Origin of the sequence: Variovorax sp. UC74_104 (genome assembly GCF_044055375.1) — a bacterium.
GTDB lineage: Bacteria > Pseudomonadota > Gammaproteobacteria > Burkholderiales > Burkholderiaceae_C > Variovorax.
This window is the reverse complement of record NZ_CP171978.1, coordinates 3,997,414-4,022,823: the sequence shown is the minus strand read 5'-3', so window position 1 is coordinate 4,022,823 and position 25,410 is coordinate 3,997,414. Positions and strand designations below refer to the sequence as shown.

Genomic DNA, 25,410 nt, shown 5'->3' with positions numbered 1-25,410 from the left:
GCGCACCATCGAGGCTCGATGTCACGCACCGCCCCCGCCTCTCCAACATCCCCCGCCGATTTGAACTCCCGCCATGCGGCGATGGCCCTCGGCCTTTCGCTGCCGGCCGACGTGGTGCTCTACCTGCTGCTGCCGATGTACGCCAGCCAGTTCGGCGTGACGCTCGCCGAGGCCGGCATGCTACTCGCGGCCAACCGGCTGGTGCGAATCGCGGGCTACGGCTTCGTCGCTCGCTTCTATGCCCGCAACGGCGACCGGCTGACCTGCACCATCGCCGTCGTGGCAGCGGCCGTGTGCGGGCTGGGCTACGCCACGCTCTCGGGCTTCTGGGCGCTGCTGCCGCTGCGGCTGACGTGGGGCCTGTGCTTCGCGGCGCTGAACCTGTCGACGCAGGCGCTGGCCACGGCCGACCCGGTGGGCGCGGCGCGGCGCAACGGGCGTTCGCGCGCCTTCATCGCGATGGGGCCGGTGCTCGCGCTGCCGCTGGGCGCACTGCTGGCGCACTGGACAGGGCCGCGCGCGATCTTCGCGATCCTCGCGGTGTTCTCGCTGCTGGCGTGCTTCGTCACGCGGCGGCTGCCCGCGGCGCCCCATCCGGTGACCAAGCCGGCGCGGCGCTTCAAGCTGCCCAACAGCCTGGACAGCTGGTCGTTCATGGAAGGACTGGCGCTGGACGGGCTCTTTATCGTCGGCCTTTCCTATCTGGGCAAGGACCTGCTGCCGGGCGGCGCCGTCATCGTCGCCGGCGTGCTGATGGCGCTGCGCTACCTCGCGGAGATTCTTCTGAGCCCGGTCGGCGGGCGCATGGCCGAGCACTTCGGCGCCGAGCGCCTGCTGGTGAGCCTTTCGCTCGTCACCGCCATCGCGCTCGTCGGCTTCGGGTTCGGCTGGCTCTGGAGCTGCGCGGCGCTGATCGTGGTGCTGCGCGCGCTGCAACTGCCGCTGCTGCCGCCGATCGTCGCCCGCCGCACGCCGGGACCGGAGCGCGTGCAGGCGCTGGCGGCGCGCTCGGTGTGGCGCGACATCGGCGCGGGGGCCGGGCCGTTGATCGCGGGGCTGCTGCTGCCGATCGCCTCGCCGCCGTGGATCTACGGCGTGGCTGCCTTGCTGCTTGCGCTGGCGGCGCTGGCCTGCGGATGGAGCAGCGCCTCGCCACAATCCACCAACATCCAGCAGGAAAGCGCATGACGACCTCCCACGCCATCGAAACCATCGCCCAGCTCGAAGCCCTGTTCGGGCTGCCCGGCGCGGCATCGCTCAAGAAGGAGGTGCCGTACCTGCACCCCAGCTACCAGGCGCTGATCGCCGCTTCGCCTTTCGCGGTGCTCGCCACCATCGGCCCGGGCGGGCTGGACGCTTCGCCGCGCGGCGATCCGCCGGGCTTCGTCGCGGTGCAGGACGAGAGGACGCTGCTGATGCCCGAGCGGCGCGGCAACAACCGCATTGACAGCCTGCGCAACATCGTGGCCGACCCGCGCGTGGCGCTGCTGTTCCTGATTCCCGGCGTGGGCGAGACGCTGCGGGTCAACGGCAGGGCGCAGATCTCGGTCGAGCCGGCGCTGCTGGAGCGCTTCGCCATGGAAGGCAAGCCGCCGCAGTGCGTGATCCGCGTGACGGTGGAGACGGTGTTCTTCCAGTGCGCCCGGGCGATACAGCGCTCGAAGCTGTGGGCGCCGCTGCCGACGGATGCGAAGCGCGAGGTGCCGACGCCCGGCGCCATCCTGTCGGCGCTGACCGAAGCGGCTTTCGACGGGGAAACCTACGACCGGGAGCTGCCGGCGCGGCAGCGTGCGACGCTGTATTGACCCGACGCCGCATCCCTTTCGCCCATGAAAAAGCCCGCTGATGCGGGCTTTTTCGCGGGGCGGGCTGTACCGCCAGGATCAACGCACCCAGTGGCAGACGCGGTGGTGATGACGCGCATCCCACTTGCACACCTTGTGCTTCTTCGGGTGATGGTGCGGCGCGGCGGAGGCGATGCTCGGTGCCAGCACGGCGAGGCCGGCGAACGCGAGGATGCTGGAGAGGATGAAATGCTTGGTCTTCATGAGGTTCTTTCTAAGCAAAGGCATCGATCGAGGATTTGCGTCGCTGAACGGGCAACGGGCGCTCCTGTAAAACGTTCGATGCAACATTCAGATGACAGTTGATGACGGCGCGGGCGTGAAACCGCGCCGATCGCGGTACCTGGAATGACGCCCGGGCAGCGCCGCGTCAGGCCTGTCCGGGCGCTGCCTGCTCCGTGCGCGCGTCGTGGCCGATGATCAGCACCAGCCCGACGGCCACCGCCGACAGCATCGCCAGGAAGAGCACCGCGTAGAAGTCGTTGCCCGTCCTGTCCTTCAGCGTGCCGAAGATGGTCGGGCCGATGTAGCCGCCCAGGTTGCCGATGGAGTTGATCCAGGCGATGCCAGCCGCGGCCGCCGTGCCGCTGAGGATGGCCGTGGGCAGCGTCCAGAAGGTGGGCAGGGCGCTGAAGATGCCGAAGGCGGCCAGCGTCACCGCCGCCATCTTCGGCACCGGCGCGGAGGTCTGGGCGGCCAGCACCAGGCCCAGGAAGATGCAGGCCAGCGGAATCAGCAGGAACCACTTGCGCTCCTTGCGCGCGTCGGAAGCCCGCGTCCAGAACAGCATGGCGATGGCGCCAACCAGGTACGGGAAGGCGTTGATGAAGCCGATCTCCACGTTGCCCAGCCCGCCGAAGCCCTTGATGATCTGCGGCAGGAAGAAGCTCAGGCCGTACAGCGGCACCGTGATGCCCATGTAGACGAAGCCCAGGCCGATGACGCGCGGGTTCAGCAGCGACTGCTTCCACGAGATCTTGTTGATCGACTCGCGGTTGGCGCGCTCGGCGTCCAGCGTGCGCTGCAGCCAGCTGCGCTCTTCGTCGGTCAGCCACTTGGCGTCCTTCGGGCCGTCGGGCAGGTACATCAGCACGAAGAAGGTCAGCACCAGCGAGGGCAGCGCCTCCAGGATGAACAGCCACTGCCAGCCGTGCATGCCGCCGATGCCGTCCATGTTGAGGATGTAGCCCGAGATGGGCGAGCCGATCACCGTCGAGATCGGGATGGCGAACATGAACCAGCCCACGATGCGCGCCCGGTACGCCGCTGGAAACCACAGCGTGATGTAGAAGATCACGCCCGGGAAGAAGCCGGCCTCGGCGATGCCCAGCAGGAAGCGCACGATGTTGAAGCTGGTCGAGCCGCCCACCCAGGCCTGCGCGGCCGAGAGGACGCCCCAGCTGAACATGATGCGGGCGATCCAGCGGCGCGCGCCGAAGCGCTCCAGCGCCATGTTGCTCGGCACCTCGAAGAGGAAGTAGGCCAGGAAGAAGATGCCGGCCGCGCTGCCGAACACGGCGGCGGTGAAGCCCAGGTCCTTGGACATGGCCGCGCCGGCGAAGCCGAGGTTCACGCGGTCGAGGTAGGCGATGAAGTAGCTCACCATCAGAAGCGGCAGCAGTCGCCAGCTGATCTTCGAGATGGTTCTCTGTTCTACGGGGTTCATGGTTGCTTGTCTCCGGTGTTGGATGATTTTGTGGAGGCCGATGGGAAAGCGGGAGGGGGAGGGCGGCCGCCGCCGCCGGTGTCACTGCTGTTGTCGATGCTGCTGTTGCTGGGCCCTCATGATCTGGTGGCGACGCCAGTAATGGCCGACGACGCCCTTGAGGTTCTCTTTCTGCTTGCCGAGGCCCGCGAGCTTCACCTTGGTGGTGCGCGCGCCCAGCATGCCCTTGTCGAAGTGGGTGACGATGAGGGTGTCGCCGAAGCTGCCGTCCTTGTAGGTCAGGTTCTTGACCTCGTCCCACGGGATGGTCGAGCCGGCGTCGGCACCGTTGGCACTGGGGTGGATGCCTTCGTAGCTGATGTCGACGCGCTCGCCGTTCTTCAGCGCGAAGCCCACCGGCGGAAAGTGACGCAGCACCACGGCGCGCTCTTCCTCGGTGGCGGGTTCGTAGCGGTAGGCCAGGCTCAGTTCGTGGTTCTGCACGAAGCGCTGCTCGTACTCGCTCCACAGGCGCTGCTCGATGGCGTGGGCGGTCTCGATCTCGTCGGCCCACGAGGCCTGCGGCGCGGTGGCGACGATGCCGCCGTAGGCGCTCTCGGGCACGTGATGGCCCACGTTGCGCATGCGCTCCAGCAGCGGCGGGTGGGTGTCGTAGGGGTGCGGCACGTCCGCCGTCTTCATGGCCTCGATGAAGGCCGGCGAGTTCGCGTACGGCGGCAGGCCGTCGGCGACGAAGCGGGCGATGCCGAGGGCGCCGTCGTGCTCGCGGTCCTGCTCGAAGAGCTTCCGCTCCACGTCGTTGCGGTAGCTCGCGTAGGCCGAGATCTTGATGAGCGACTGCACGATGGCGTGTGGCGCGGTGAGCCCGGCGGCCACGCGGTCGGCCTTGTATTCGCGCTCACGGCTGTCGCGCGCCAGCGCGAAGGCGAAGATCATGCGGTACAGGCGCAGCAGGTAGTGGGCCACGATGGTGAGGCCGCCGCTGCGCATCTTCCAGGTGTACTGATCGAACTGCAGCAGCTTGGGGCCCAGCGCCGCGCTGCTGCGGGTGTCGCCGCCGCCCAGGTGGGCGAGCTCGTGCGCGAGCACGGCGTCGGCTTCGGTCTGGTCGAGCACGCGCAACAGCGGCAGGCTCACGAAGAGCGTGCGGCCCTGCAGGGCGCGGCCCTTGACCTCGCACGGTGCCTCGGTCACGAAGAAGTTGGTGTCGATGCCGGCCACGATCTGGTCGGGCGGCGCCGTCTTCACGCGGGTGGCGAGCTGGCGGATGCGCTCCCACAGGCGCGGCGCGTCGGCCTGCGAGACCAGTTCGCCCTCGATCTCGTTGCCCGAGGGCAGCTTCTTGAACAGCGTGTAGATCGCATAGAACACCGCCGCGCCGGCCGCGATGCCCGCCAGCGCAATGAGCTTGACGTAGTAGCTGTGCCAGAAATACGCCGTGAGCCAGAAAGACAGCCACACCAGCATCGCGCTCTGCAGCACCACCTCGACCGCGCTCGAGACCGTCATGAGCCGCCAGCCCGCGACGAAGCTGGCGTAGCGCAGGCCCCGGTTGGCGAATGCCAGCGCGCCCAGCACCAGCGCCGCTGCGAGCAGCGCGGCGCCGAGCACGATGGTCCAGATGGCGGCGCGGTCGGCCCAGTGGAACTGCCAGTGCATCGAGTAGGGGGTGCACACCTTGTCGTGGAAGTTCCTGTCTTCCGGCGCGGTGGCGTCGCAGGCCTTGGAGAGCTGGTGGCTGCGGTAGAACGCGGTGGCTTCGGCCTTGTCCGCGGCGGAGAGCCGTGCGTCCGTGGCGATGCGGGTTTCCATTGCCTGCAGGAACTCGGCGTCCTGCGAGCGCAGTGCGTATTCGGTGAAGGCGAGCGTGGCCGCCGGAATGGCGAACAGCGAGACGAGCGTGAGAACGAACACGCGAAAGAGGTCGGCGTGTACCGTGCGGGCAAGGGCCATGGGCAATCTTCTCCTGGATGACTAGTGCTGTGAGTTGTTATGAACGGTCCGGGAAGGCGATAGCGTAGCGGGCACGGCGCATGCAGTGAAGCGGGGCGCTGCGTCAAGCGGCACGAGGCACCGGCCTGCAACGAATAAGGTTATCCCTTTTGCATCGTTCCTCGCGGCGGGGTGCGGGTATAGCCTTCGTTCTCATTCATGGCTGCCACCTCCATCACTCCATCTTCGTTGCCGTCTGGTTCCGGGCCGTCGCCCGTTGCGTGGATCGCCGGTGTCGGCGCCAGCGCGGGCTTGGGCGCGGCGCTCGCGCGGCGCTTCGCGGCCGAAGGCTTCATCGTGGCGCTGACCGGCCGGACGCAGGCCCAGCTCGATGCGGTGGCCGGCGAAATCGTCGCAGCCGGCGGCCGGGCCCATGCATTCGCGGGCGACGTGGCGAGCGAGGCCGAGATTCATGGCATCGCGCAGAAGGCGAGGGCGCTCGGCCCGCTCACGGTGGCCATCTTCAACGCAGCGAGCGCGGTGCGCGCGCCGACGCTGGAGCTCTCGGTCGAACAGTTCACGCAGGCCTGGCGCACCAGCGCGCTGGGCGGCTTCATCTTCGGGCATGAGGCCTTGCGCGGCCTGCTGGCCAATCCCTTCGAGGCGGGCGGAGCGCACGCACGCGGTACCTTGCTGTTCACCGGCGCCACCGCGGCGCTGCGCGGCAAGCCGCCTTTCGCGGCCTTCGCCGCGGCCAAGGCCGCGTTGCGTTCGCTGAGCCAGAGCCTGGCGCGCGAGTTCGGTCCGCAGGGTGTTCACGTGGCGCATGTGGTCATCGATGGCGGCATCGACGGCGAGCGCCTGCGCAACAACGCGCCGCAACGCGTGGAGCAGGCCGGCGACGACGGTCTGCTGCAGCTCGAAGCCATCGCTGAAAGCTACTGGCAGCTGCATGTGCAGCACCGCAGCGCATGGACGCAGGAGCTGGACCTGCGGCCGTTCAAGGAACCGTTTTGAGGAGTCACGCTACATGAGCGTCGGATCGAATGGCCAGATGTTGACCGCCACGCTGCCCTCGGTGGAAGCGGAGCTGAACTACCTGAAGGCGGGGCAGGGGCGGCCCGTGAGTTACACATTCGAGCCGCCGCCCGGCACGCCCTGGGTGACCGGCGAACTGGAGCCGCGCCGCGTGACGATCCGCGACGGACGGCCGCTGGTGGCGCTGAACGAGCTGACGCTCGACCGCAGCGGCTTCACGCAGATCTCGCACCGCAGCGCGCTCGCCGATTTCTCGCAGGACGCCGCGATCCGCGACATCTACTACCGCGAGGCCGAGGCGCTGCTGCGCGACGTGACCGGCGCCGAGAAGGTCGTGATCTTCGACCACACGCTGCGCGACAGCGCGCAGGGCTCGCGCCGCACGGCCGAGTTGCGCGAGCCGGTGCGGCGCGTGCACAACGACCAGACTTTCGTCTCGGCGCCGCGCCGCGTGCGCGACCACCTGCCGCCCGAAGAGGCCGAGGAGCGCCTGAAGCACCGCTTCGCGATCGTCAACCTGTGGCGGCCGCTGGCCACGGTGGAGCGCCTGCCGCTCGCGCTGTGCGACGCGCGCTCCATCTCGCCGAAGGACCTGGTGCCCAGCGACCTGGTCTATCCCGACAAGGTTGGCGAGACCTATTCCTTCACCTGGAACCCCGAGCACCAGTGGTACTGGTTCCCGAGGCTGAGGCCCGACGAGGCGCTGCTGCTGAAGATCTACGACTCGCTCGAAAAGGGCGTGGCGCGCTACACCGCGCACACCGCCTTCGAAGACCCGACGGGTTCGCCGGAAGCGCCGCCGCGCCGCAGCATCGAGCTGCGCGCGCTCGTGTTCTGGCCCGCCGGCGAGTAGCGCCTGTCCGATGAGCACCAACAGGCAACTGCGGCTGGGCGCCTTCATGCGCCCCGTGAGTATCCACACCGGCGCCTGGCGCTATCCCGGCGCGTGGCCCGACGCGAACTTCAACTTCGCGCACCTGAAGCAGCTGGCGCAGACGCTGGAGCGGGGCAGATTCGACGCCTTCTTCATGGCCGACCACCTCGCGGTGCTGAACATGCCGGTGGCCGCGCTGCAGCGCAGCCACACGGTGACATCGTTCGAGCCGTTCACGCTGCTGTCGGCGCTGGCGCAGCACACGCGGCACATCGGGCTGGTGGCCACGGCCTCGACCACCTTCGACGAGCCGTTCCACATCGCGCGCCGCTTCGCCTCGCTCGACCATCTGAGCGAAGGCCGTGCGGGCTGGAACATCGTGACCACTTCCAACCCCGACGCCGCGCTGAACTTCGGCCGCGACGACCACATGGAACACGACGAGCGCTATGCCCGCGCCCGCGAGTTCTACGACGTGGTCACCGGACTGTGGGACAGCTGGGCCGACGACGCCTTCGAGCGCGACGTCGAAAGCGGCCGCTTCTTCGATCCGGCGAAGCTGCACGTGCTGAACCACAAGGGCAAGTACCTGTCGGTGCGCGGGCCGCTGCACATCGCGCGGCCGGTGCAGGGCTGGCCGGTGATCGTGCAGGCGGGCGCCTCCGAGGCGGGGCGCCAGCTTGCGGCTGAGACTGCCGAAGCCGTGTTCGCCGCGCCGGGCACGCTGGCCGGCGCGCGCAGCCTCTATGCCGACATCAAGGGCCGCATGCGCGCGATAGGACGCGACCCCGACCACCTCAAGATACTGCCGGCCGCCTTCGTGGTGGTGGGCGACACGGTGGAAGAGGCGCGCGCCATCCGCGCGAAGCTCGACAGCCTCGTGCACTACGACAGCGCCATCGCGTCGCTCTCGATCGCGCTGGGCCACGATGCATCGAAGTTCGACCCCGACGGCCCGCTGCCCGATGTGCCCGAGACCAACGCAAGCCAGAGCGGCCGCGCCCGCGTGATCGAGCTGGCCCGCAGCGAGAACCTCACGGTGCGCCAGCTGGCGCAGCGCCTGGGCGGCTACGGCGGCCTGGCCTTCGTCGGCACCGCGCAGACCATTGCCGACGGCATGCAGGAGTGGCTGGAAAGCGAGGGCTGCGACGGCTTCAACGTGATGTTCCCGTGGCTGCCCGGCGGGCTCGACGCCTTCGTCGACAAGGTGGTGCCCGAGCTGCAGCGCCGCGGCATCTTCCGGCGCGAATACGAAGGTCGTACCTTGCGCGAGAACCTCGGGCTGCCGAGGCCCGGCAACCGTTTCTTTGCCCAGAATTAGCAAGGCGGGCTGAACCGCCCCCGGCCGACCCCACGCCTGCACCGATCGCCGCGCTTCGCGACAATCGGTTCAATGCGTTCTTCCCCCTTCTTCAAGATGGCCCTGCTGCTGGGCCTGCTCTCGGCCATCGGGCCATTCGCCATCGACATGTACCTGCCGGCGCTGCCGGCCATCGGACAGAGCCTGCATGCCGACATCGGCGCGGTGCAGATGAGCCTCACGGCCTTCTTCCTTTCGCTGGGCGCGGGGCAGCTGCTGTACGGGCCGGTTTCCGACATGGTGGGCCGCAAGCCGCCGCTGTACGCGGGGCTGCTGCTCTTCGCGCTGGCGAGCATCGGCTGCGCGCTGGCGACCGACATCCAGACGCTGATCGTGCTGCGCTTCATCCAGGGCCTGGGCGCCGCGGCCGGCATGGCGATTCCGCGCGCCGTGGTGCGCGACCTGCACACCGGCACCGACGCCGCGCGGCTGATGTCGCTGCTGATGCTGGTGTTCAGCGTGTCGCCGATCCTCGCGCCGCTCGCGGGCAGCGCCGTGATCGCGTTCGCCGGCTGGCGCGGCGTGTTCTGGGCCGTGACCATCGCGGCCGTGGCCGGCCTCGCGATGATGGTCAAGCTGCTCGACGAAACCCGCCCGGCATCGGAGCGCGTGGAAAGCAGCCTCGGCAGCGCGCTCTCGGCCTACTGGCTGCTGTTGCGCGACACGCACTACCTCGGGCTGGTGTTCATCGGCAGCTTCGCGATGGCGGGCTTCTTCACCTACCTCGCGAACTCGTCGTTCGTGATGATCGACCACTACGGCCTGTCGCCCGCGCTCTACAGCGTGGCCTTCGGCGTGAATGCGGCCGCATTCATCGGCGCCTCGCAGTTCACCGGTGCGCTGGGCGAGCGCTACGGGCTGGTCAAGCTCGTCAAGTTCGGCGTCGTGTGCTGCGGCGCCGCGATGATCGCGATGTTCGCCTACTTCGCGATGGGCGGCGACAGCATCTGGGTGCTGATCGTCCTGTACTTCATCGCCTCGGGCTTCATGGGCCTGGTGATCCCGACCACCGGCGTTCTCGCGCTCGAGATGCACGGCGCCATCGCGGGCACGGCCTCGGCGCTGCTGGGCACGCTGCAGATGCTCACCGGTGCGCTGGCCATGGCGGTGGTGGGCCTCTTCACCGACGGCAGGCCGCTGCCGATGGTGGCCGGCATGGCCGGCGGCGCGCTCATCGCGTTGGTACTGACCTGGCTCACGCTGGGCGGCGTGCGCTCCGAGCCCACAGGCCGGACCGACAAGACGGGAAGGACACAGCAAGCCTGATGAACACGGTACGCGCAGGCGCCGCGCTTCCGGCCGCCGAAGACAACAACAGCGGCGGCAACACGGCGCCAAGGCCCGTCGACGGACTGTCCCAGCCGGAGCGCGGCTGGGCGATGCTGGTCATCATCCTCGGGCTGATCGTGGCGGTGCTCGACGGCACCATCGTCAACCTGGCGCTGCCGGGCATCGCGCGGGAGCTCAACGCCAGCCCGTCGCAGTCGATCTGGGTGGTCAACGCCTACCAGATCGCCACGCTGGTGATGCTGCTGCCGCTGGCCTCGCTGGGCGACCTCGTGGGCTACCGGCGCGTGTACCTGGTCGGCATGGCGGTGTTCACGCTGTCTTCGCTGGCCGCCACTTTTGCCAACTCGCTGGGCACGCTGATCGCGGCGCGCGCCTTCCAGGGCCTGGGTGCGGCCGGCATCATGAGCGTGAACGCGGCGCTGGTGCGGCTCACGTACCCGTCGTCGCAACTGGGCAAGGGCATGGCGATCAATTCGCTGGTGGTGGCCACCTCGTCGGTGGCCGGGCCCTCGGTGGCGGCGGCGATCCTGTCGGTGGCTTCCTGGCCCTGGCTCTTCGCCATCAACGTGCCGCTGGGCATCGTCACCTTCGCGCTGGGCATGAAGGCGCTGCCGTTCAACCGGGTGGCGCCTGCCGCGGGGCTGCGCTTCTCGCCGGTGGACGTGGCGCTCAACGTGCTGATGTTCTCGCTGGTGTTCCTGGGCGCCGACCGGCTGGGCGTGCGCGAGGGTGCAGTGCAGGGCGCGGGCGGTTCGCAGGCTTCGGCCTGGGCCATTTTGCTCGCCGGCGTGGCCGTGGGCTTCGTCTACCTCCGGCGCCAGCGCAAGCTGGCCGTGCCGCTTTTCCCCATCGACCTGTTGCGCATTCCGGTGTTCGCGCTGTCGATGGGCACTTCGGTGGCTGCCTTCTGCGCGCAGATGCTGGCCTACATCGCGCTGCCTTTCCTGCTGCTGGACGTGTATGGGCGCAGCCATATCGAGGCGGGCCTGCTGATCACGGCCTGGCCGCTGGCCATCGTGGTGATGGCGCCCATCGCGGGCAAGCTGATCGGGCGCTATCCCGACGGGCTGCTGGGCGGCATCGGGCTGGGCCTGCTGGCGACCGGGCTGGCGCTGCTGGCGGCGCTGCCGGCGCATCCGGGCAATGCCGACATCGCCTGGCGCATGGCGCTGTGCGGGCTGGGCTTCGGGCTGTTCCAGTCGCCGAACAACCACACCATCGTGACCTCGCCGCCGGCGCACCGCAGTGGTGCGGCCAGCGGCATGCTGGGCACGGCCCGGCTTACCGGACAGACCGTGGGCGCCGTGGTGCTGGCGGGCGTCTTCAGCGTCTGGAGCCCGCACGGCGGCCACGGACCGGTGGTGGCGCTGGTGCTGGCGGCGAGTTTTGCCGCGGTTGCGGCGGTTTTCAGCACGCTGCGACTCAGGACGACAAGCCACGGCGGCTGAATCAGTTAGGGTACTCACCCATGAAGGAAGTACCTGAAACGGTGGTCTGCCCGGGCTGCGACGCGGTCTACGCCCGCACGCCGCTGAAGCCGCGCGACGTGGCGCGCTGTCCCCGCTGCGGCACCGAGCTCGACCGGCACCCGGGCCAGCAGGAGCGCCGCATCCTTCCGCTGACGGTGGCCTGCCTCATCATGTTCGCCATCGCGAACCTGTTTCCCATCGTCGAGATCGAGCTCCAGGGCCTGCGCAGCCAGACCACGCTGGCCGGCGCCGTGATGGCGCTGAGCGCCGAGGGCATGTCGCTGGTGGCGCTGCTGGTGCTGGCCACGACCATCCTCTTTCCCTTGCTGCAGCTTTGCATTCTGGCCTACCTGCTGATCCCGCTGAGCCGCGAGCACCGGCCGGTGGGCTTCGCGCTGCTGGTGCGGGCGATGCAGTCGCTGCGGCCCTGGGGAATGATCGAGGTGTTCCTGCTCGGCGTTCTCGTGGCCATCGTCAAGCTTTCGAGCATGGCGACGGTGGTGCCGGGGCCGGCGCTGTGGGCCTTCATGGCGCTCACGGTGATGCTGACGGCGGTGCTGTCGTTCGATCCGGGCGCGTTCTGGGGAATGGCGTTCCGGCCGAAGGGCGACGAGAAGGTCGAAGAGAAGGGTGGGGCATCGGCATGAAGCCGCTGGGCCGCTTTGGACAGCGCCTCGGAAGCCTCGCGGCCTCCAGCGATCATCACCATCACGACGAGGACTCGCGGGCTCCCACCGCTGCCTCGCTCGGCTACATGGCCTGCCGCCACTGCGGCGCCGTCTGGAAGGACGCGCAGGACGGCGAGCCCTGCGGCCGCTGCGGCACGCACCTGCACACGCGCAAGCCGCAGAGCCTGAAGCTCACCTGGGCCTTCCTCATCGCGGCCTGCATGATGTACATACCGGCCAACCTGCTGCCGGTGATGATCACGCGCACGCTGTTCGGCACCCAGAACGACACCATCCTGAGCGGGGTGATCTATTTCTGGGTGTCGGGTGCCTACGGGCTGGCGGCCATCGTCTTCATTGCCAGCTTCCTGGTGCCGCTGTTCAAGCTGGCCGTGCTGCTGCTGCTCGTGGTGCTGGCGCAGCGCGGCAGCAGCTGGCGGCGGCGGGAGCGGGCGAAGCTCTATCACATCATCGAGATCATCGGCCGCTGGTCGATGCTCGACGTGTTCGTGGTGTCGCTGCTGACGGGGCTGGTGCAGATCCAGGGCTTCGCGGTCATCACCGCGGGCGTGGGCATCGCGGCTTTCGGCTCGGTGGTGGTGCTGACGATGCTGGCCTCGCTGAGCTTCGACCCGAAGCTCACCTGGGACAGCAGGGAAGACCAGGCCATCCTGCGCGACGAAGAGGAAGGTGCACAGACACATGGAAACAGGGACGAGAAACCAGCATGAGTGAAGAAGACCAATCCAGGGACGGGGCGGCGCCGTCCGGCCAGCCCGACCAGTCGCCCTTGCCCAAACCGCGCGTGGTGCGCCGGCGCGAGTGGCTGCCGTCGCTGATCTGGCTGATTCCCATCGTGGCCGCGCTGGTGGGCATCACGCTGGTGGCGCGGATCATCATGGAGCGCGGCCCCGAGGTGGTGCTGACCTTCAAGACCGCGGAGGGCCTGGAGGCCGGCAAGACCGCCGTCAAGTACAAGGACGTGCAGATCGGCCTGGTCACCAGCCTCCGTCTGGCGCGCGACCGCTCGCACGTGCGCGTGCTGGTGCAGTTCAACAAGGACGCACAGAGCTTCACGGCGCAGGACTCGCGCTTCTGGGTGGTGCGCCCGCGCCTGGACACCTCGGGCATCTCGGGGCTCAACACGCTGCTGTCGGGCGCCTACATCGGCGCCGACGCGGGCGTGTCGAAGGAAACGGCGGGCGAGTTCACCGGCCTGGAGACGCCGCCCATCGTCACGCGCGACGACTCGGGCAAGCAGTTCCTGCTGCGCGCCAACGACGTGGGTTCGCTCGACGTGGGTTCGCCGGTGTATTTCAGGCGCATCAAGGTCGGCCAGGTGGCGGCCTACGAGCTCGACGGCGACGGGCGCGGCGTGACGCTGCGCGTGTTCGTCAACGCGCCGTACGACAAGTTCGTGGGCATGAACACCCGCTTCTGGCAGGCCAGCGGCATCGACGCGCAGCTGAGCGCCAGCGGCTTCACGCTGCGCACGCAGTCGCTGGCGACCATCCTGCTCGGCGGCATCGCCTTCCAGGCGCCCGACGACGCCATGGGCCCGGTCGCCAAGGAGAACGCGGCCTTCACGCTGGCGCAGGACGAGTCTTCCGCCATGAAGGAGCCCGACGGGCCCTCGCAGACCCTGCTGATGTACTTCAACCAGTCGCTGCGCGGCCTCACGCCGGGCGCGCCGGTGGACTTCCGCGGCGTGGTGATCGGCGAGGTCAAGTCCATCGGCGTGGAATTCGACCGCGCCGAGCGCGAGTTCCGCATGCCGGTGCTGGTGCAGGTCTACCCCGACCGCCTGCGCCGCCGCGCGGGCGAGAGCGGCACCGAGTCGCGCGCCACCCAGCAGGAGCGGCTGCGCTTCCTGGCCGAGAAGGGCCTGCGCGCCCAGCTGCGCAACGGCAACCTGCTGACCGGCCAGGTCTACGTGGCGCTCGACTTCTTCCCGAAGGCGCCGCCCGCGAAGATCGACCTGTCGAAGAACCCGATCGAGCTGCCCACGGTGGCCAACAGCCTCGACGAGATCCAGTCGCAGGTGCAGGAGATCGCGACCAAGCTCAACAAGGTGCCCTACGAGCAGATCGCGGGCGACCTGCGCACCACGCTCGCCTCGCTCAACAAGACGCTCACGACCACCGAGCAGACGGTCAGCCGCATCAACAACGACGTCACGCCCGAACTGGCCGCGGCCATGAAGGACGTGCGCAAGACCGTGAACAGCGCCGAGCGCACGTTGGCCGACGACTCGCCGCTGCAGCAGGACATGCGCCAGACGCTGCAGGAGCTCACGCGGGCCGCAGGCTCGGTGCGCGTGCTGACCGATTACCTCGAGCGCCACCCAGAGTCGCTGCTGCGCGGCAAACCGGACGACGGCAAGAAATGAAGAAGAACCACATCGCATCCGTGGCCGCGACAGCGGCACTGCTGGCCGTGCTCGCGGGCTGCGCCAGCAAGCCCGACAACTACTACACGCTGGCGAGCCCGCTGGCCGTGGCCGATGCCGCGCCTTCGACCGTCGGCGGCGCCGCGCCGCTCTACATCGAGCTCGCGCCCGTGGCCGTGCCCGAGCGCTTCGCGCGGCCGCAGATGGTGGTGCGCCAGCCCAACGGCAGCGTGCAGGTCGAGGTGCTGGAGCAGCACCGCTGGGCCTCGTCCTTCGAGAACGAGCTGCGCGACGCGCTGGCCAGCGGCATCGCCGGGCGGCTGGGCGCGCTCGACGTGACCAGGGGCGGCAAGCAGGGCTCGCAGCCGGTGTGGCGTATCGCGGTGCAGCTGCGCCAGTTCGATGCGGTGGAAGGCGGCCGCGTCGACGCCGGCTTCAGCTGGACGCTGCGGCGCTCGGACGAGGCGCGCACGGTGGTGTGCCAGCTGAACCTGGGCGAAGCGGTGGGCGGCGGGATGGATGCGGTGGCGCAAGGAGCGCAGCGTGTCACGGCGGCGGCGGCCGCTGCGATGGCGCGCAGCGTGAGCGCGGCGCGGGCGAATCCGTCTGCGACTGCCTGCGTGACCTGATCTCTTTCTCCCTCCCCCGCTGGGGGAGGGCCGGGGTGGGGGCATGCGGCGCCGGATGAAGCATGGCGTATGGTTGGGGGCAGCCCCCATCCCAACCTTCCCCCAGTGGGGGAAGGAGCAAAACCGGAATCCCGCATAAGGAGACCCCATGGCTCAGATCGGCAAGGCGCCCTGCGATGACACGCTGATCCTGCACGGCGCCCGCCCGGAGGAGGGCGGCTGCCCCGATGCCTCCAAGCCCTGGGTGCTCGCTGCAGCCATCGTCGGCTCCAGCATGGCCTTCATCGACGGAACGGTGGTCAACGTGGCGCTGCCGGCCATCCAGTCCGACCTGCACGCCACGGCCTTCCAGGCGCAGTGGGTGGTCGAGTCTTACGCCTTGCTGCTGGCGGCGCTGCTCCTGGTGGGCGGGGCGCTCGGCGACCACTACGGGCGGCGGCGCATCTTCGCGATCGGCGTCGGCATCTTCGCGCTGTCGTCGGTGGCCTGCGGGCTTGCGGCCAACGTGCAGCAGCTCATCGCCGCGAGGGCGGTGCAGGGCATCGGCGGGGCGCTGCTGGTGCCGGGCAGCCTCGCGCTGATCAGCGCAGCCTTTCCCGAGAAGGAGCGCGGCAAGGCTATCGGCACCTGGTCGGGCTTCAGCGGCATCACGGCGGCGGTGGGGCCGGTGCTGGGCGGCTTCCTGGTCGATCATTTTTCCTGGACCTGGGCCTTCTTCATCAACGTGCCGATGGCGCTGCTGGTGCTGTGGATCGTGTGGCGCCACGTGCCCGAAAGCCGCGGCGCTTCCGCCAGCGGCGGGCTCGACCTGTGGGGCGCGCTGCTGGCCACGGCCGGGCTCGGCGGCATCGTCTACGCCTTCATCGAGGCGCCGACACAGGGATGGCGTTCGCCGGCCGTGCTTTCGGCGCTGGCCATCGGCGCGCTGGGCGGCGCGGGCTTCTTCGTTGCGGAGCGCAGGGTGCGAGCGCCGATGCTGCCGCTGGAGCTGCTGCGCATCGGCAACTTCAGCGGCGCGAACCTGCTGACGCTGCTGCTCTATGCGGCGCTGGGCGGCGGGCTGTATTTCTTTCCGCTCAACCTGATCCAGGTGCAGGGCTACTCGGCGACGGTGGCGGGTGCGGCGCTGCTGCCTTTCATCTTCATCATGTTCGCGCTCTCGGGGTGGGCCGGGCAGCTGGTGGACCGCTTCGGGCCGCGCATGCCGCTGGTCGTCGGCCCCGCCATCGCGGCGGTGGGTTTCGCGCTCTTCGCGCTGCCGGGCGTGGGGGCGAGCTACTGGAGCGGCTTCCTGCCCGCCGTGGTGGTGCTGGGCTTCGGCATGACGGTGACGGTGGCGCCGCTGACAACAACGGTCATGAATGCGGTCGGGCCGGAGCTGGCGGGCGTGGCATCGGGCGTGAACAACGCCGTGTCGCGCGCGGCGGCGGTGCTGGCGATCGCGGTGTTCGGCGCGCTCATGGCCTGGGCCTTCGACGCGGTGCTGGCGGATCACCTGCGCGACATGGGCGCTTCGGCCCAGGTGGCAGCATTTCTGGAGGGCGAGCGCAGCAAGCTGGCCGGCGCGGCGATGCCGCCGAGCGTGGATGCGGCCACGGTCGCCGCCGCGAAACGGGCGGTAGCCGAATCCTTCGTCGCGGGCTTTCGCTGGGTGATGCTGTCGAGCGCCGCGCTGGCCGTGCTGAGTGCAGCGAGCGCGTGGCTGATGATCCGGGGCGCTCCGGTGGGAGGTGCGGAAAGGAAGAACTGAGCAGAAGGAGACATGTCGATGCAGGAAGAAGATCGGCAGGAGCACGTCGACGTGCTGGTCGTGGGTGCCGGCCTTTCCGGCATCGGCGCCGGATACCACCTGCAGAAGAACTGCCCGGAGCGCAGCTACGCGATCCTCGAGGGACGCGAGCGCAGCGGCGGCACCTGGGACCTGTTCCGCTATCCGGGCGTGCGCTCGGATTCCGACATGTACACGCTGGGCTATTCGTTCAGGCCGTGGACGCAAGAGGAGTCCATCGCCGATGGGCCGTCGATCCTGGGCTACCTGCGCGAGACGGCGCAGCAGTACGGCATCGACCGGAAGATCAGGTTCAACCACCGCGTGGTGCGCGCCTCGTGGTCCACGCCCGACGCCTGCTGGAGCGTGGATGTCGAGCGCGGCCCCGAACGGACTCCGCTGCGCATGCGCTGCAACTTCCTCTTTCTGTGCAGCGGCTATTACAGGTACGAGGCCGGCTACACGCCCGAGTTCGCCGGCGCCGGCGACTACAGGGGCCGCATCGTCCATCCGCAGCACTGGCCCGAGGATCTCGACTGCAGCGGCAAGAAGGTGATCGTGATCGGCAGTGGCGCGACCGCGATGACGCTGGTGCCGGCGCTGGCGAAGACGGCCTCGCACGTGGTGCTGCTGCAGCGCTCGCCGACCTACGTGGTCGCGCGGCCGGCGCGGGACCCCATCGCCCATCGGCTTCGCAGTTTCCTGCCGGCCGGAATGGCCTACGGCCTCACGCGCTGGAAGAACGTGCTTCTGTCGATGTACTTCTTCCGCCTCGCGCGGCGCAAGCCCGATCGTGTGAAGCGAATGATCCTCGGCGGCGTGCGGCAGGCCCTGGGGCCCCGCTACGACGTCGCCACGCATTTCACGCCGGGCTACAACCCGTGGGACCAGCGCCTGTGCCTCGTGCCCGACGGCGACCTGTTCGCGGCCATCAGGGCAGGGCGCGCGTCGATGGTCACGGACCACGTCGACGCCTTCACGCAGGGCGGCATCAGGCTGAAGTCGGGCAGGGAACTGGAAGCCGACGTGGTCGTCACCGCGACCGGGCTAGAACTGCAGGTGCTGGGCGGCGTGCAGATCGACGTGGACGGCCGCCGCGTGAACCCGGCCGCGACCTTCAACTACAAGGGAATGATGTACAGCGACGTGCCCAACCTGGCCTCGTCATTCGGCTACACGAACGCCTCGTGGACGCTCAAGAGCGACCTGACATGCGCGTACGTCTGCCGCGTGCTCAACCACATGCAGAAGCACGGCTGGAGGCAGTGCACGCCCCGCAACACCGACCCGTCCCTGGTGCCCGAGCCCTGGCTGGACTTCTCGTCGGGCTACGTGCAGCGCGCGGTGGACAGCTTTCCGAAGCAGGGCTCGCGCGCGCCGTGGCGGGCGTACCAGAACTACGCGCGCGATCTGGTGAGCCTGCGTTTCGGCCGGGTGGATGACGGGGTGATGGAGTTCGCGAACCCGCGTGTCGGCTAGGGCGCGGGTGCGTTCGGTGGAGAGAGCAGCGTGTCGAGCTCGCTCCACAGCGGATCGCACTGCCCGGCCCTGAATGCAGCCGCCCTGAAGGTCGGGTGTTCCCCTTGATAGGTGTCCCACAGGGCGCGGTGGCCGTCGGCCACGCAGGCGCGCACGTTGGCCAGCCGGTCGGCGGCCTTCACCAGCAGCGCGAGCTCCTCGTCGCCCTTCACCTCGGCCAGCGCGGCGTATGTCCTGGCCTTGCGCTCCTTGCGGTTGGCACCGGGCGCGTCTGTCAGCAGTGCCACGCAGGAGGCGACCAGGTCGCCGAAGCGAGAGCGCACGTCGGCCACGGTCGCCGCCGTGTCCTCGACCACGTCGTGCAGATAGCCGACGATGCGCGCCTTGTCGCCGTAGGGCTGGAGCAGGGCGGCGACGGCGTCGAGGTGGTGCACGTAGGGATGCGTGCCGTACTTCTGGTCGCCGTGCATTTCGACGGCGTAGGCGCGGGCGGCCTCGGGGGTGGATGAAGTACTCGTCATTCGGCGTCCTTTGTTTTTTCCATTCTGCCTTCGTGGCGGCGCACTATCTTTGGCGCCTGCGGCCGCAGGCCTGCGCGGTCAATGCGGCCGAGATCTCTCGCTGACGGGGAGTCTTCGGCGCGGGCGCCTGATTTTTTCAGGCGCCTCGTTTCACCAGCAGCCGCTGCGGCCCCTGGCCCTCGGCGCCGAGCCGATCGAGCGGGTTGCGCAGCTTGCAGCGGTCGATCGAGAGGCAGCCGCAGCCGATGCAGTCGTCGAGGGTGTCGCGCAGCTTCTGCAACTGCGTCATGCGCTCGTCCAGTTCGGCACGCCACGAGGCCGAGAGCCGGGCCCAATCCTCGCGGCTGGGCGCGGCGGACGCGGGGAGGGTAGCCAGTGCGGCGCCGATCTCGGCAAGCGAAATGCCTACCCTCTGGGCTACCCGCACGAAAGCCACGCGCCGTAGCACCGTGCGTGGATAGCGCCGCTGGTTGCCCGCGGTGCGGGTGCTGTCGATGAGCCCCTGCGCCTCGTAGAAATGCAGCGTGGCCACGGTGACGCCGCTGCGGCGCGCGACCTCGCCGACGGTGAGTGCAGGGGAGATGCCGGCTTTTTGCAGTGCGTCGTTCATGGGGAAGAGAAAAGCGGTGAAAGCGCTTGACCTCAGCTTTACTTGAGGTTTGAGAATAACTTCCAGCGCGCCTGTCCCGTGCGCCTTTTCTTCATTCTTATCTTCAAGGAATCCGCTTCATGTCGAACAACGCCACCGTTTCCGCATCCGGCCCTGTCTTTCGCGTCGACAAGTTCGTCGTGCCGGCCGGCGTGCGCGCGGAATTCATCGCGCAGATGCGGCGCATCCAGCAGACGCTGCGCGCCCTGCCGGGCTGCCTGCGTGCCCATGTGCTCGACCAGACCGGCGGCAACGGCGAATTCAACGTGCTGACGCTGGTCGAATGGGCCGACGAGCAGGCCGTGGCCTCGGCCGCCGAGTTCGTGAAGAAGAAGTTCGCCGAAGAGGGCTTCGACCCCGTGGCGTTCACCAGCAACGCGGGCGTGCGGCCCGACCAGGGCTTCTACCGGATCGCCTGAGGCTTGTCCTGCGACAGCAGGTGCCGGCCCAGTGCCTCGAAGGCCGGCAGCGTGATCGGGTCGTTGGCCGAGTTGCTGGCCACCGGGTGCGAGGCATAGCGCGCGATCACCATCTGCGCCTTCGGGTCGATGTAGATGCGCTGGCCATGCACGCCGCGCGCCATGTAGGCGCCATGGTCGTTGTGCGTGACCCACCACATGTCGCGGTAGCTCCAGCCCTGCAGCAGCGGATAGCCGCCCTTGGCGAAGGCGGCCTTGTCGCCGCCGCGGCGGATGTCGTCGATGGCCGCCTTCGGCACGATCTGCCGGCCCTGGAAGCGGCCGTCGTTGCGCAGCAGCTCGCCGAAACGCACGAGGTCGCGCAGGCTGGTGTTCAGGCCGCCGCCGGCGAAGGGCGTGCCGATCGAATCGACGGTGAAGTACGCGTCTTTCTCGGCGCCGATGCGGCTCCAGATGCGTTCGGACAGCAGCTGTGCCACGTTGCGCCCGGTGGCGCGCGCGATCACCCAGCCCAGCACGTCGGAATTGACGGTCTTGTAGCCGAAGGCCTCGCCGTGGCGACCTTCGGGCTGCACCGTCTGCAGGAACTCGTAGTAGCTGCGCGGCCCTGTGTAGTCCTTGGGCTTCGGCAAGGGATTGCCGGCCTGCGCATGGGCCCAGACCTCGGCATTGGGATCGGCGTAGTCCTCGCTGAACTTCAGGCCGGTGGTCATGTCCAGCACCTGCCGCACGGTGGCGTTGCCGAAGGCGGATTTCGACAGCTCGGGCACGTAGTCGGCCACCGTGCTGCGCTCGTCGAGCGTGCCTTCGGCCACCAGCATCGCGCCGAGCGTGCCGACCACCGACTTGGTGACCGACATCGCGCCATGCTGGCCGTCCGGCTTCAGCACGCCGAAATAGCGCTCGTAGACGATGCGCCCGCGATGCAGCACAACGATGCCGTCGGTGTAGGTGGCGGCGAGCGACTGTTCCCAGCTCATTGGCTCGGTCGCGCCGATGGGCGTGAAGCCGAGCGCATCGATGTCCCTGCGCAGGGCCTGAGGCACGATGGCAGGGGCGCCGAGGCCGCGCGAGACGTTCATCGTCGGCATCAACTGGCGGAAGTTCGACACGCTCCAGCGCATCTCCGGAAACCGGAAGTAGCTGCCGTCCTCGAAGCGCAGCGTGCGGTCGGCGGGGGGCGGCGATCCGGTCATCCAGCCCAGCGTGGCGGGGTCGCTGGCGGCAGCATCGGGAAAGGCTGCAGCGTCGGCCGCGTGCGCTGCCAAAGCCGATGCGAGGGCGGAGGCGATGAGGCCCGCGAGCATCGCGCTGCGGCGCCTGGAGTGGCTTGGGATCGGGTCAGGCATCAGGCATTGTGGCCCGCATCGGCGCATGGGAACTTCCCACTGACAGCTGTGGCACAGGTTGACAAGGCTCTCCTGGTGCTTCGATACTGAACTCTCAGGTTCATCATTGAACAAAGGAGACCCCATGCAGAAGATCATTCCCTGTCTCTGGTTCGACACCAACGGCGAGGAGGCGCTGAAGTTCTACAGCAGCATCTTCCCGAATTCGCGCGTGACCGACACGCTGCTCTGGGGCGATGCCAACCCCGAGCGCAAGGGCTCGCTGCTCACCGCGACCTTCGAGCTCGACGGGCAGAAGTTCATGGTTCTCAACGGCGGCCCGCAATACAAGTTCAACCCGGCCATCTCGATGTTCGTGCCCTGCGAAACGCAGGCCGAGGTCGACTACTACTGGGACAGGCTGCTCGAAGGCGGCGGCGAGCCGGTGCAGTGCGGCTGGCTCACCGATCGTTTCGGCGTCTCATGGCAGGTCGCGCCTATGGCCATGATCCGCATGTTCCAGGACAAGGACGAGGCCAAGGCCAACCGGGCGATGCAGGCCATGATGAAGATGGTCAAGCTCGACCTTGCCGAGGTTCAGCGCGCCTTCGACGGCAAGTAGGAAAACGGTCGAGGAGCGCGGCGGCTACACCAGCCGGCGGATCGACTTCTTGCGCCAGACCAGCTGGTAGTACGCGGTCTGCAGCAGCAGCATCGCGCCGAAGGTCACCGGGTAGGCGACCCAGATCCCGTCGAGGCCAATGCGGTGGCTCATGACCCATGCCACCGGCACCTCAACGCCCAGGATGCAGAAGATGGAGATCAGCGTCGGCACCAGCACCGAGCCGCTGGCGCGCATGATCCCCGACAGCGCCGAGGCCATGCCGAAGACCACCAGGCTCCACAGCATGATGTGCAGCAGCGTCTGGGCGATCTCGATGACCGGCGCGCTGGTGATGAAGAAGCCCATCAGCGGCCGCGAGAACAGGTAGCCCAGCAGCACCAGTCCGCCGGTCAGCACCAGGTTCATCAGCAGCGCCGTCTTCGCGATGGCGCCGAGCCGGTTGGCCCGGCCCGCGCCGATGGCCTGCGCGCCGAGGATCGACGCGGTGATAGCGATAGAGATGGCCGGGAACTGCACGTAGGCCACCACCTGGTTCACGGCGCCATAGGCCGCCGTGGCGTTCGAGCCGAAGCCGTTGACCATCGACAGCAGCACCACCTCGGCCAGCGCCACCACGATCATCTGCACGCCGGTGGGCACGCCGATGCGCAGCACGGCCTTCAGCAGCTGCGGCTGGATGCGCAGGTTGCGCATGAACTGCGCGTCGGGCGCGAGCGGGCTCTTGCGCTGGCGCAGGCGAAAGCCCAGCCAGGTCGTCGCCACCGCGAACGACAGCACCGAGGCCCATGCACCGCTGGCCACGCCGAGCTGCGGCAAGCCGCCCCAGCCGCGGATGAGCGCGGGCGTGACCACCAGCCCGATCAGCGTGGATATCAGCAGCGTGAGCAGCGGCGTGACGGTGTCGCCCACGCCGCGCAGCATCGCGGTGACCAGCAGGAACACGAACACGCCCGGCATCGCGATCAGCATGATGCGGGCGTAGCGCGTGGAGTCGGCCAGCACGTCGGGCGGCGTGCCCAGGGCGGCCAGCATCGGCGTGGTGAACGCGCCGCCGAACACGGCGATCACCAGCCCCATCAGCACGCCGACGGTGAGCGTGGTGCCGGCCACGGCCTTGGCCTTGGCGACATCGCGCGCGCCCCAGGCCTGGCCGATGAGCACCGAGGCGCCGGCGCCCAGGCCGATGATGAAGGCGATGAAGAAGAACATCACCGGGAAGAAGCTCGACACCGCCGCCAGCGCGCCCACGCCGAGCATCTGCCCCACGTACACGTTGTTCAGCGTGCCCGAGAGCGACTGGAGGATGTTGCTGAGCAACATCGGCGCAAGGAAGAAAAGAAAGACCTTCCACAGAGGCCTTGGCGCGTTGACCGGCGCCACGGGCACGCCTTGCATTCCGCTCGGGTCGGCAGCGCCGCCGGACCCTGTTGTCTCGGTTGTCGTTCTCATTGGGTGCGCCAGCCGGCGGCCGACAGTTTCTGCAGATGGGCGCGCACGTCCGCGGGCCAGGTTTCTATGAGGTTGGCGAAGCGCTGCTCCTCGCCGGCGAACAATGCGCGCGTGGCTTCCTCGAAGCCCGGCAGGTTGCCCGCGATGGCGGTCATGAAGCGATAGGCCGCTTCCTGTGCGGCGCGCACGATGTCGCGCTCCGCGTTCACGCGGCGGGCGTCGTCGACCAGCTTGCGCAGCGCGACCGAGGCGCCGCCGGGCTGGCGGCCGAGCCAGTCCCAGTGGCGCGGCAGCAGCGTGACTTCACGCGCGACCACGCCGAGCTTGGGACGGCCGACGCCGCGCGGGGCATCGTCGCGATGCTCGGTTTCGTGGTCGCGCAGCTCGGGCGGAAGCTCGCGCATGTCGAGGTCGAGCTGCGCGCCGGTCTGGTCGTCGAACACGAGATAGGGCCCGGGATCGTCGCGGCGGCGCAGCTGGTCGAGCACTTCGGCCTTGCTGCCCTGTGCGACGCGCTGGAAGCCGAAGAAAACGGTCAGGGTGGTGGGGGTGTCGGATGACATTCGGGTGTTTGTTCCTGGGGGTACCAAGCGAAACGAGGTGCGTAATCTACTCGCTGCCGCGCTTTGGTGCGCGTCATCTCTTCGCCATGTGTCGCATGGGTGCCCGGTGCATGTTTCAACGCGTGTTGTAGCCCTTCGGCCCGAAGCACTGCAGCTCTTCCTGCCAGAGCGAAAGAAGCCTTTCGAGTTCAGCCTTTCGATTGAAGGCGGGGTCTTCGCGCTCCTTGACGCGGTCGATCACCTCGAAGCTGAAATGGCCTGCGCCGTGCGCGATCCAGTCCTGCCCGAGCGCCTTGCTGCGGTGGCTGCGCATGTTCAGCTCGAAGCGCGCGCGGTTCATCGCGCCTTCGACGTCCAGGCTGCCACCCACGTAGACGCGGCCGATTGAGCCGTTGCGGATGACGTAGACGCCAGCGGGGCGCGGCGTTTCCTTGTATTGCCGCACGAGGGCGCGGCGGCTTTCCGTGGAGAGGTTCATTTTTCGGATATTACCCGGGTTAAATATGAATCGCAATATAACCCGGGTAAATTAATTCAGCCTTCCCTCAACCGCCGCCAGCCGCGGGCGATCCGCCGGTTGAGCGCCCGCACCACGCGCCAGGGGCGGCTCTGGCGCACGATGGTGAGCACGTGGTCCTTCCACGCCTTCCATCGCGGATACCAGCGGGCGAACCAGGGAATGCGCATCAGCGGCCCTTCGACCAGCTGGAAGATCCGCGCGACGATGGCCGTGCCCACGAGCTTGGCCAGCACCAGCACGGTGAGGGCGGTGGCGGCATGGCCGCGGCTGAACAGGAACAGCGCCAGCACCTTCACCGGCAGCAGCAACAGCACCGGAACGAAGAAGGCCAGCAGCGCGCCCCAGGGCGGCAGGCGCCGCAGCCTTTCTTCGAGAGCGGCCCAGAAGGGAAGGCGCGACAGCCGGGCCGCGAGCGCCGCCAGCGGCTCCCAGCCCCATTCCTCGAAGAGCAGCAGCGGAACGACCAGCGCGGTGCCGATGGCGCGGAGCAGGGCGCGCAAGACGCGCGGGAATGTGGGCATCCCGCTAGCGTAAGGCAACGCGGTCCCGTCCCCCATTCCCCGTCTGCTCGCCAAGCCTGCCCGTCTATTTGCCGGCGGGCACGAAGAACAGGTATTCGCCGCGGCCCATCTCGGGCGTGACCTCGTAGCCGGCGCACAGGTCGCTGGTGCACTGGATCACGATCACGCGCGGCCAGATCGTCGCCGCGGTGGGGTAGCCCGGCATGTACTGCGGCACGTGCCACACACCCAGCGAACCTACCGCTTCCGCATTCTCGGTACCCCGTGCGTTCTGAAGGCCGCTACCCATGTTCATCCGCTCGACGCGCAGCGTGGGCTGCGCGACGGAAGCGGCCGCGGCCGTCGTCGTCGCGCAGCAGGCCGCCAGCCAGAGGAGAAGTACGGTCCTGGTCATTTCAGGCTCCGCGCG

The 25,410-nt window shown here is 68.6% G+C and carries 26 protein-coding genes; 15 read left to right on the top strand and 11 right to left on the bottom strand.

Annotated elements, in window-relative coordinates; all coding sequences use genetic code 11:
• The first annotated feature begins 18 nt into the window (after positions 1–18).
• The gene (locus tag ACHMXA_RS18905; RefSeq protein WP_395316167.1) at positions 19–1,188 is read left to right on the top strand and encodes an MFS transporter; all 1,170 of its coding nucleotides are present in this window, start codon (positions 19–21) and stop codon (positions 1,186–1,188) included.
• On the top strand, positions 1,185–1,805 hold the full coding sequence (locus ACHMXA_RS18900) for a pyridoxamine 5'-phosphate oxidase family protein (RefSeq protein ID WP_395316166.1): 621 nt from the start codon (positions 1,185–1,187) through the stop codon (positions 1,803–1,805). The genes ACHMXA_RS18905 and ACHMXA_RS18900 overlap by 4 nt, the downstream gene beginning before the upstream one ends.
• Before the next feature lie 78 nt (positions 1,806–1,883).
• Here ACHMXA_RS18900 and ACHMXA_RS18895 read toward each other — a convergent pair whose 3' ends face one another.
• From ACHMXA_RS18895 to ACHMXA_RS18885, 3 genes are all read right to left on the bottom strand, one after another.
• Positions 1,884–2,048, bottom strand: coding sequence for an HHHH-motif protein (locus ACHMXA_RS18895; protein ID WP_176664156.1), 165 nt, complete (start codon positions 2,046–2,048; stop codon positions 1,884–1,886).
• A 166-nt stretch (positions 2,049–2,214) separates the two neighbouring features.
• Positions 2,215–3,510, bottom strand: a complete 1,296-nt coding sequence (locus tag ACHMXA_RS18890) for an MFS transporter (RefSeq protein WP_395316165.1) — start codon at positions 3,508–3,510, stop codon at positions 2,215–2,217.
• An 81-nt stretch (positions 3,511–3,591) separates the two neighbouring features.
• The gene (locus tag ACHMXA_RS18885) at positions 3,592–5,463 is read right to left on the bottom strand and encodes a M48 family metallopeptidase (protein ID WP_395316164.1); all 1,872 of its coding nucleotides are present in this window, start codon (positions 5,461–5,463) and stop codon (positions 3,592–3,594) included.
• A 198-nt stretch (positions 5,464–5,661) separates the two neighbouring features.
• Between ACHMXA_RS18885 and ACHMXA_RS18880 the strand changes: the two genes are divergently transcribed.
• The 11 genes from ACHMXA_RS18880 to ACHMXA_RS18830 all read left to right on the top strand — a co-directional run bounded on the left by ACHMXA_RS18880 (position 5,662) and on the right by ACHMXA_RS18830 (position 18,406).
• The gene (locus ACHMXA_RS18880) at positions 5,662–6,459 is read left to right on the top strand and encodes an SDR family NAD(P)-dependent oxidoreductase (protein ID WP_395316163.1); all 798 of its coding nucleotides are present in this window, start codon (positions 5,662–5,664) and stop codon (positions 6,457–6,459) included.
• Between the two features lie 13 nt (positions 6,460–6,472).
• Positions 6,473–7,333, top strand: coding sequence for a CmcJ/NvfI family oxidoreductase (locus ACHMXA_RS18875; protein WP_395316162.1), 861 nt, complete (start codon positions 6,473–6,475; stop codon positions 7,331–7,333).
• A gap of 10 nt (positions 7,334–7,343) precedes the next feature.
• On the top strand, positions 7,344–8,675 hold the full coding sequence (locus tag ACHMXA_RS18870) for an LLM class flavin-dependent oxidoreductase (RefSeq protein ID WP_395316161.1): 1,332 nt from the start codon (positions 7,344–7,346) through the stop codon (positions 8,673–8,675).
• Between the two features lie 72 nt (positions 8,676–8,747).
• Positions 8,748–9,980, top strand: a complete 1,233-nt coding sequence (locus tag ACHMXA_RS18865) for a multidrug effflux MFS transporter (protein WP_176664150.1) — start codon at positions 8,748–8,750, stop codon at positions 9,978–9,980.
• Positions 9,980–11,452 (top strand): MFS transporter, encoded by a 1,473-nt coding sequence (locus tag ACHMXA_RS18860; protein ID WP_395316160.1) that lies wholly within the window; start codon positions 9,980–9,982, stop codon positions 11,450–11,452. Before ACHMXA_RS18865 ends, ACHMXA_RS18860 begins: the two co-directional genes overlap by 1 nt.
• Positions 11,453–11,472: 20 nt before the next feature.
• Entirely contained in the window at positions 11,473–12,120 is a 648-nt protein-coding gene (locus ACHMXA_RS18855) for a paraquat-inducible protein A (protein ID WP_395316159.1), read from the top strand.
• A 107-nt stretch (positions 12,121–12,227) separates the two neighbouring features.
• Positions 12,228–12,872 (top strand): paraquat-inducible protein A, encoded by a 645-nt coding sequence (locus ACHMXA_RS18850; RefSeq protein WP_256098944.1) that lies wholly within the window; start codon positions 12,228–12,230, stop codon positions 12,870–12,872.
• Positions 12,869–14,530 carry an intermembrane transport protein PqiB gene (locus tag ACHMXA_RS18845; RefSeq protein WP_176664147.1) on the top strand — a complete coding sequence of 554 codons (1,662 nt, stop codon included), beginning with the start codon at positions 12,869–12,871 and terminating at the stop codon, positions 14,528–14,530. Before ACHMXA_RS18850 ends, ACHMXA_RS18845 begins: the two co-directional genes overlap by 4 nt.
• Complete coding sequence (locus tag ACHMXA_RS18840) at positions 14,527–15,159, top strand: membrane integrity-associated transporter subunit PqiC (RefSeq protein ID WP_395316158.1); 633 nt, start codon at positions 14,527–14,529, stop codon at positions 15,157–15,159. The genes ACHMXA_RS18845 and ACHMXA_RS18840 overlap by 4 nt, the downstream gene beginning before the upstream one ends.
• Before the next feature lie 148 nt (positions 15,160–15,307).
• Entirely contained in the window at positions 15,308–16,909 is a 1,602-nt protein-coding gene (locus ACHMXA_RS18835; RefSeq protein WP_395316157.1) for an MFS transporter, read from the top strand.
• 18 nt (positions 16,910–16,927) lie between these two features.
• Positions 16,928–18,406: a flavin-containing monooxygenase gene (locus ACHMXA_RS18830; protein ID WP_395316156.1), complete on the top strand. Its 1,479-nt coding sequence runs from the start codon at positions 16,928–16,930 to the stop codon at positions 18,404–18,406.
• Here the strand turns inward: ACHMXA_RS18830 and ACHMXA_RS18825 are convergent.
• Both ACHMXA_RS18825 and soxR read right to left on the bottom strand, forming a co-directional pair.
• The gene (locus ACHMXA_RS18825; protein WP_395316155.1) at positions 18,403–18,927 is read right to left on the bottom strand and encodes an HD domain-containing protein; all 525 of its coding nucleotides are present in this window, start codon (positions 18,925–18,927) and stop codon (positions 18,403–18,405) included. The two genes, ACHMXA_RS18830 and ACHMXA_RS18825, sit on opposite strands and share 4 nt — an antisense overlap.
• A 136-nt stretch (positions 18,928–19,063) precedes the next feature.
• Positions 19,064–19,537, bottom strand: a complete 474-nt coding sequence (soxR, locus tag ACHMXA_RS18820) for a redox-sensitive transcriptional activator SoxR (RefSeq protein WP_395316154.1) — start codon at positions 19,535–19,537, stop codon at positions 19,064–19,066.
• A gap of 119 nt (positions 19,538–19,656) precedes the next feature.
• Here soxR and ACHMXA_RS18815 point away from each other — a divergent pair, with 119 nt between their 5' ends.
• Positions 19,657–19,995 (top strand): antibiotic biosynthesis monooxygenase family protein, encoded by a 339-nt coding sequence (locus ACHMXA_RS18815; RefSeq protein ID WP_176664141.1) that lies wholly within the window; start codon positions 19,657–19,659, stop codon positions 19,993–19,995.
• Here the strand turns inward: ACHMXA_RS18815 and ACHMXA_RS18810 are convergent.
• Complete coding sequence (locus tag ACHMXA_RS18810) at positions 19,980–21,302, bottom strand: serine hydrolase domain-containing protein (protein ID WP_395321321.1); 1,323 nt, start codon at positions 21,300–21,302, stop codon at positions 19,980–19,982. The genes ACHMXA_RS18815 and ACHMXA_RS18810 overlap by 16 nt on opposite strands.
• A gap of 166 nt (positions 21,303–21,468) precedes the next feature.
• On the opposite strand from ACHMXA_RS18810, the gene ACHMXA_RS18805 reads away from it, so the two are divergent.
• Positions 21,469–21,945: a VOC family protein gene (locus ACHMXA_RS18805; RefSeq protein WP_176664140.1), complete on the top strand. Its 477-nt coding sequence runs from the start codon at positions 21,469–21,471 to the stop codon at positions 21,943–21,945.
• Between the two features lie 24 nt (positions 21,946–21,969).
• Here the strand turns inward: ACHMXA_RS18805 and ACHMXA_RS18800 are convergent, their stop codons facing one another.
• The 5 genes from ACHMXA_RS18800 to ACHMXA_RS18780 form a co-directional block, all read right to left on the bottom strand.
• Entirely contained in the window at positions 21,970–23,343 is a 1,374-nt protein-coding gene (locus ACHMXA_RS18800; protein ID WP_176664370.1) for an MATE family efflux transporter, read from the bottom strand.
• A 50-nt stretch (positions 23,344–23,393) separates the two neighbouring features.
• Entirely contained in the window at positions 23,394–23,960 is a 567-nt protein-coding gene (locus tag ACHMXA_RS18795) for a DUF2239 family protein (RefSeq protein ID WP_176664139.1), read from the bottom strand.
• Positions 23,961–24,075: 115 nt separating this feature from the next.
• Entirely contained in the window at positions 24,076–24,438 is a 363-nt protein-coding gene (locus ACHMXA_RS18790) for a GIY-YIG nuclease family protein (RefSeq protein ID WP_395316153.1), read from the bottom strand.
• Positions 24,439–24,494: 56 nt separating this feature from the next.
• A complete protein-coding gene (locus ACHMXA_RS18785) occupies positions 24,495–25,001 on the bottom strand; it encodes a hypothetical protein (RefSeq protein ID WP_176664137.1) in 507 nt (168 codons plus the stop codon).
• A gap of 64 nt (positions 25,002–25,065) precedes the next feature.
• On the bottom strand, positions 25,066–25,395 hold the full coding sequence (locus tag ACHMXA_RS18780; RefSeq protein ID WP_395316152.1) for a hypothetical protein: 330 nt from the start codon (positions 25,393–25,395) through the stop codon (positions 25,066–25,068).
• Positions 25,396–25,410: the final 15 nt, after the last annotated feature.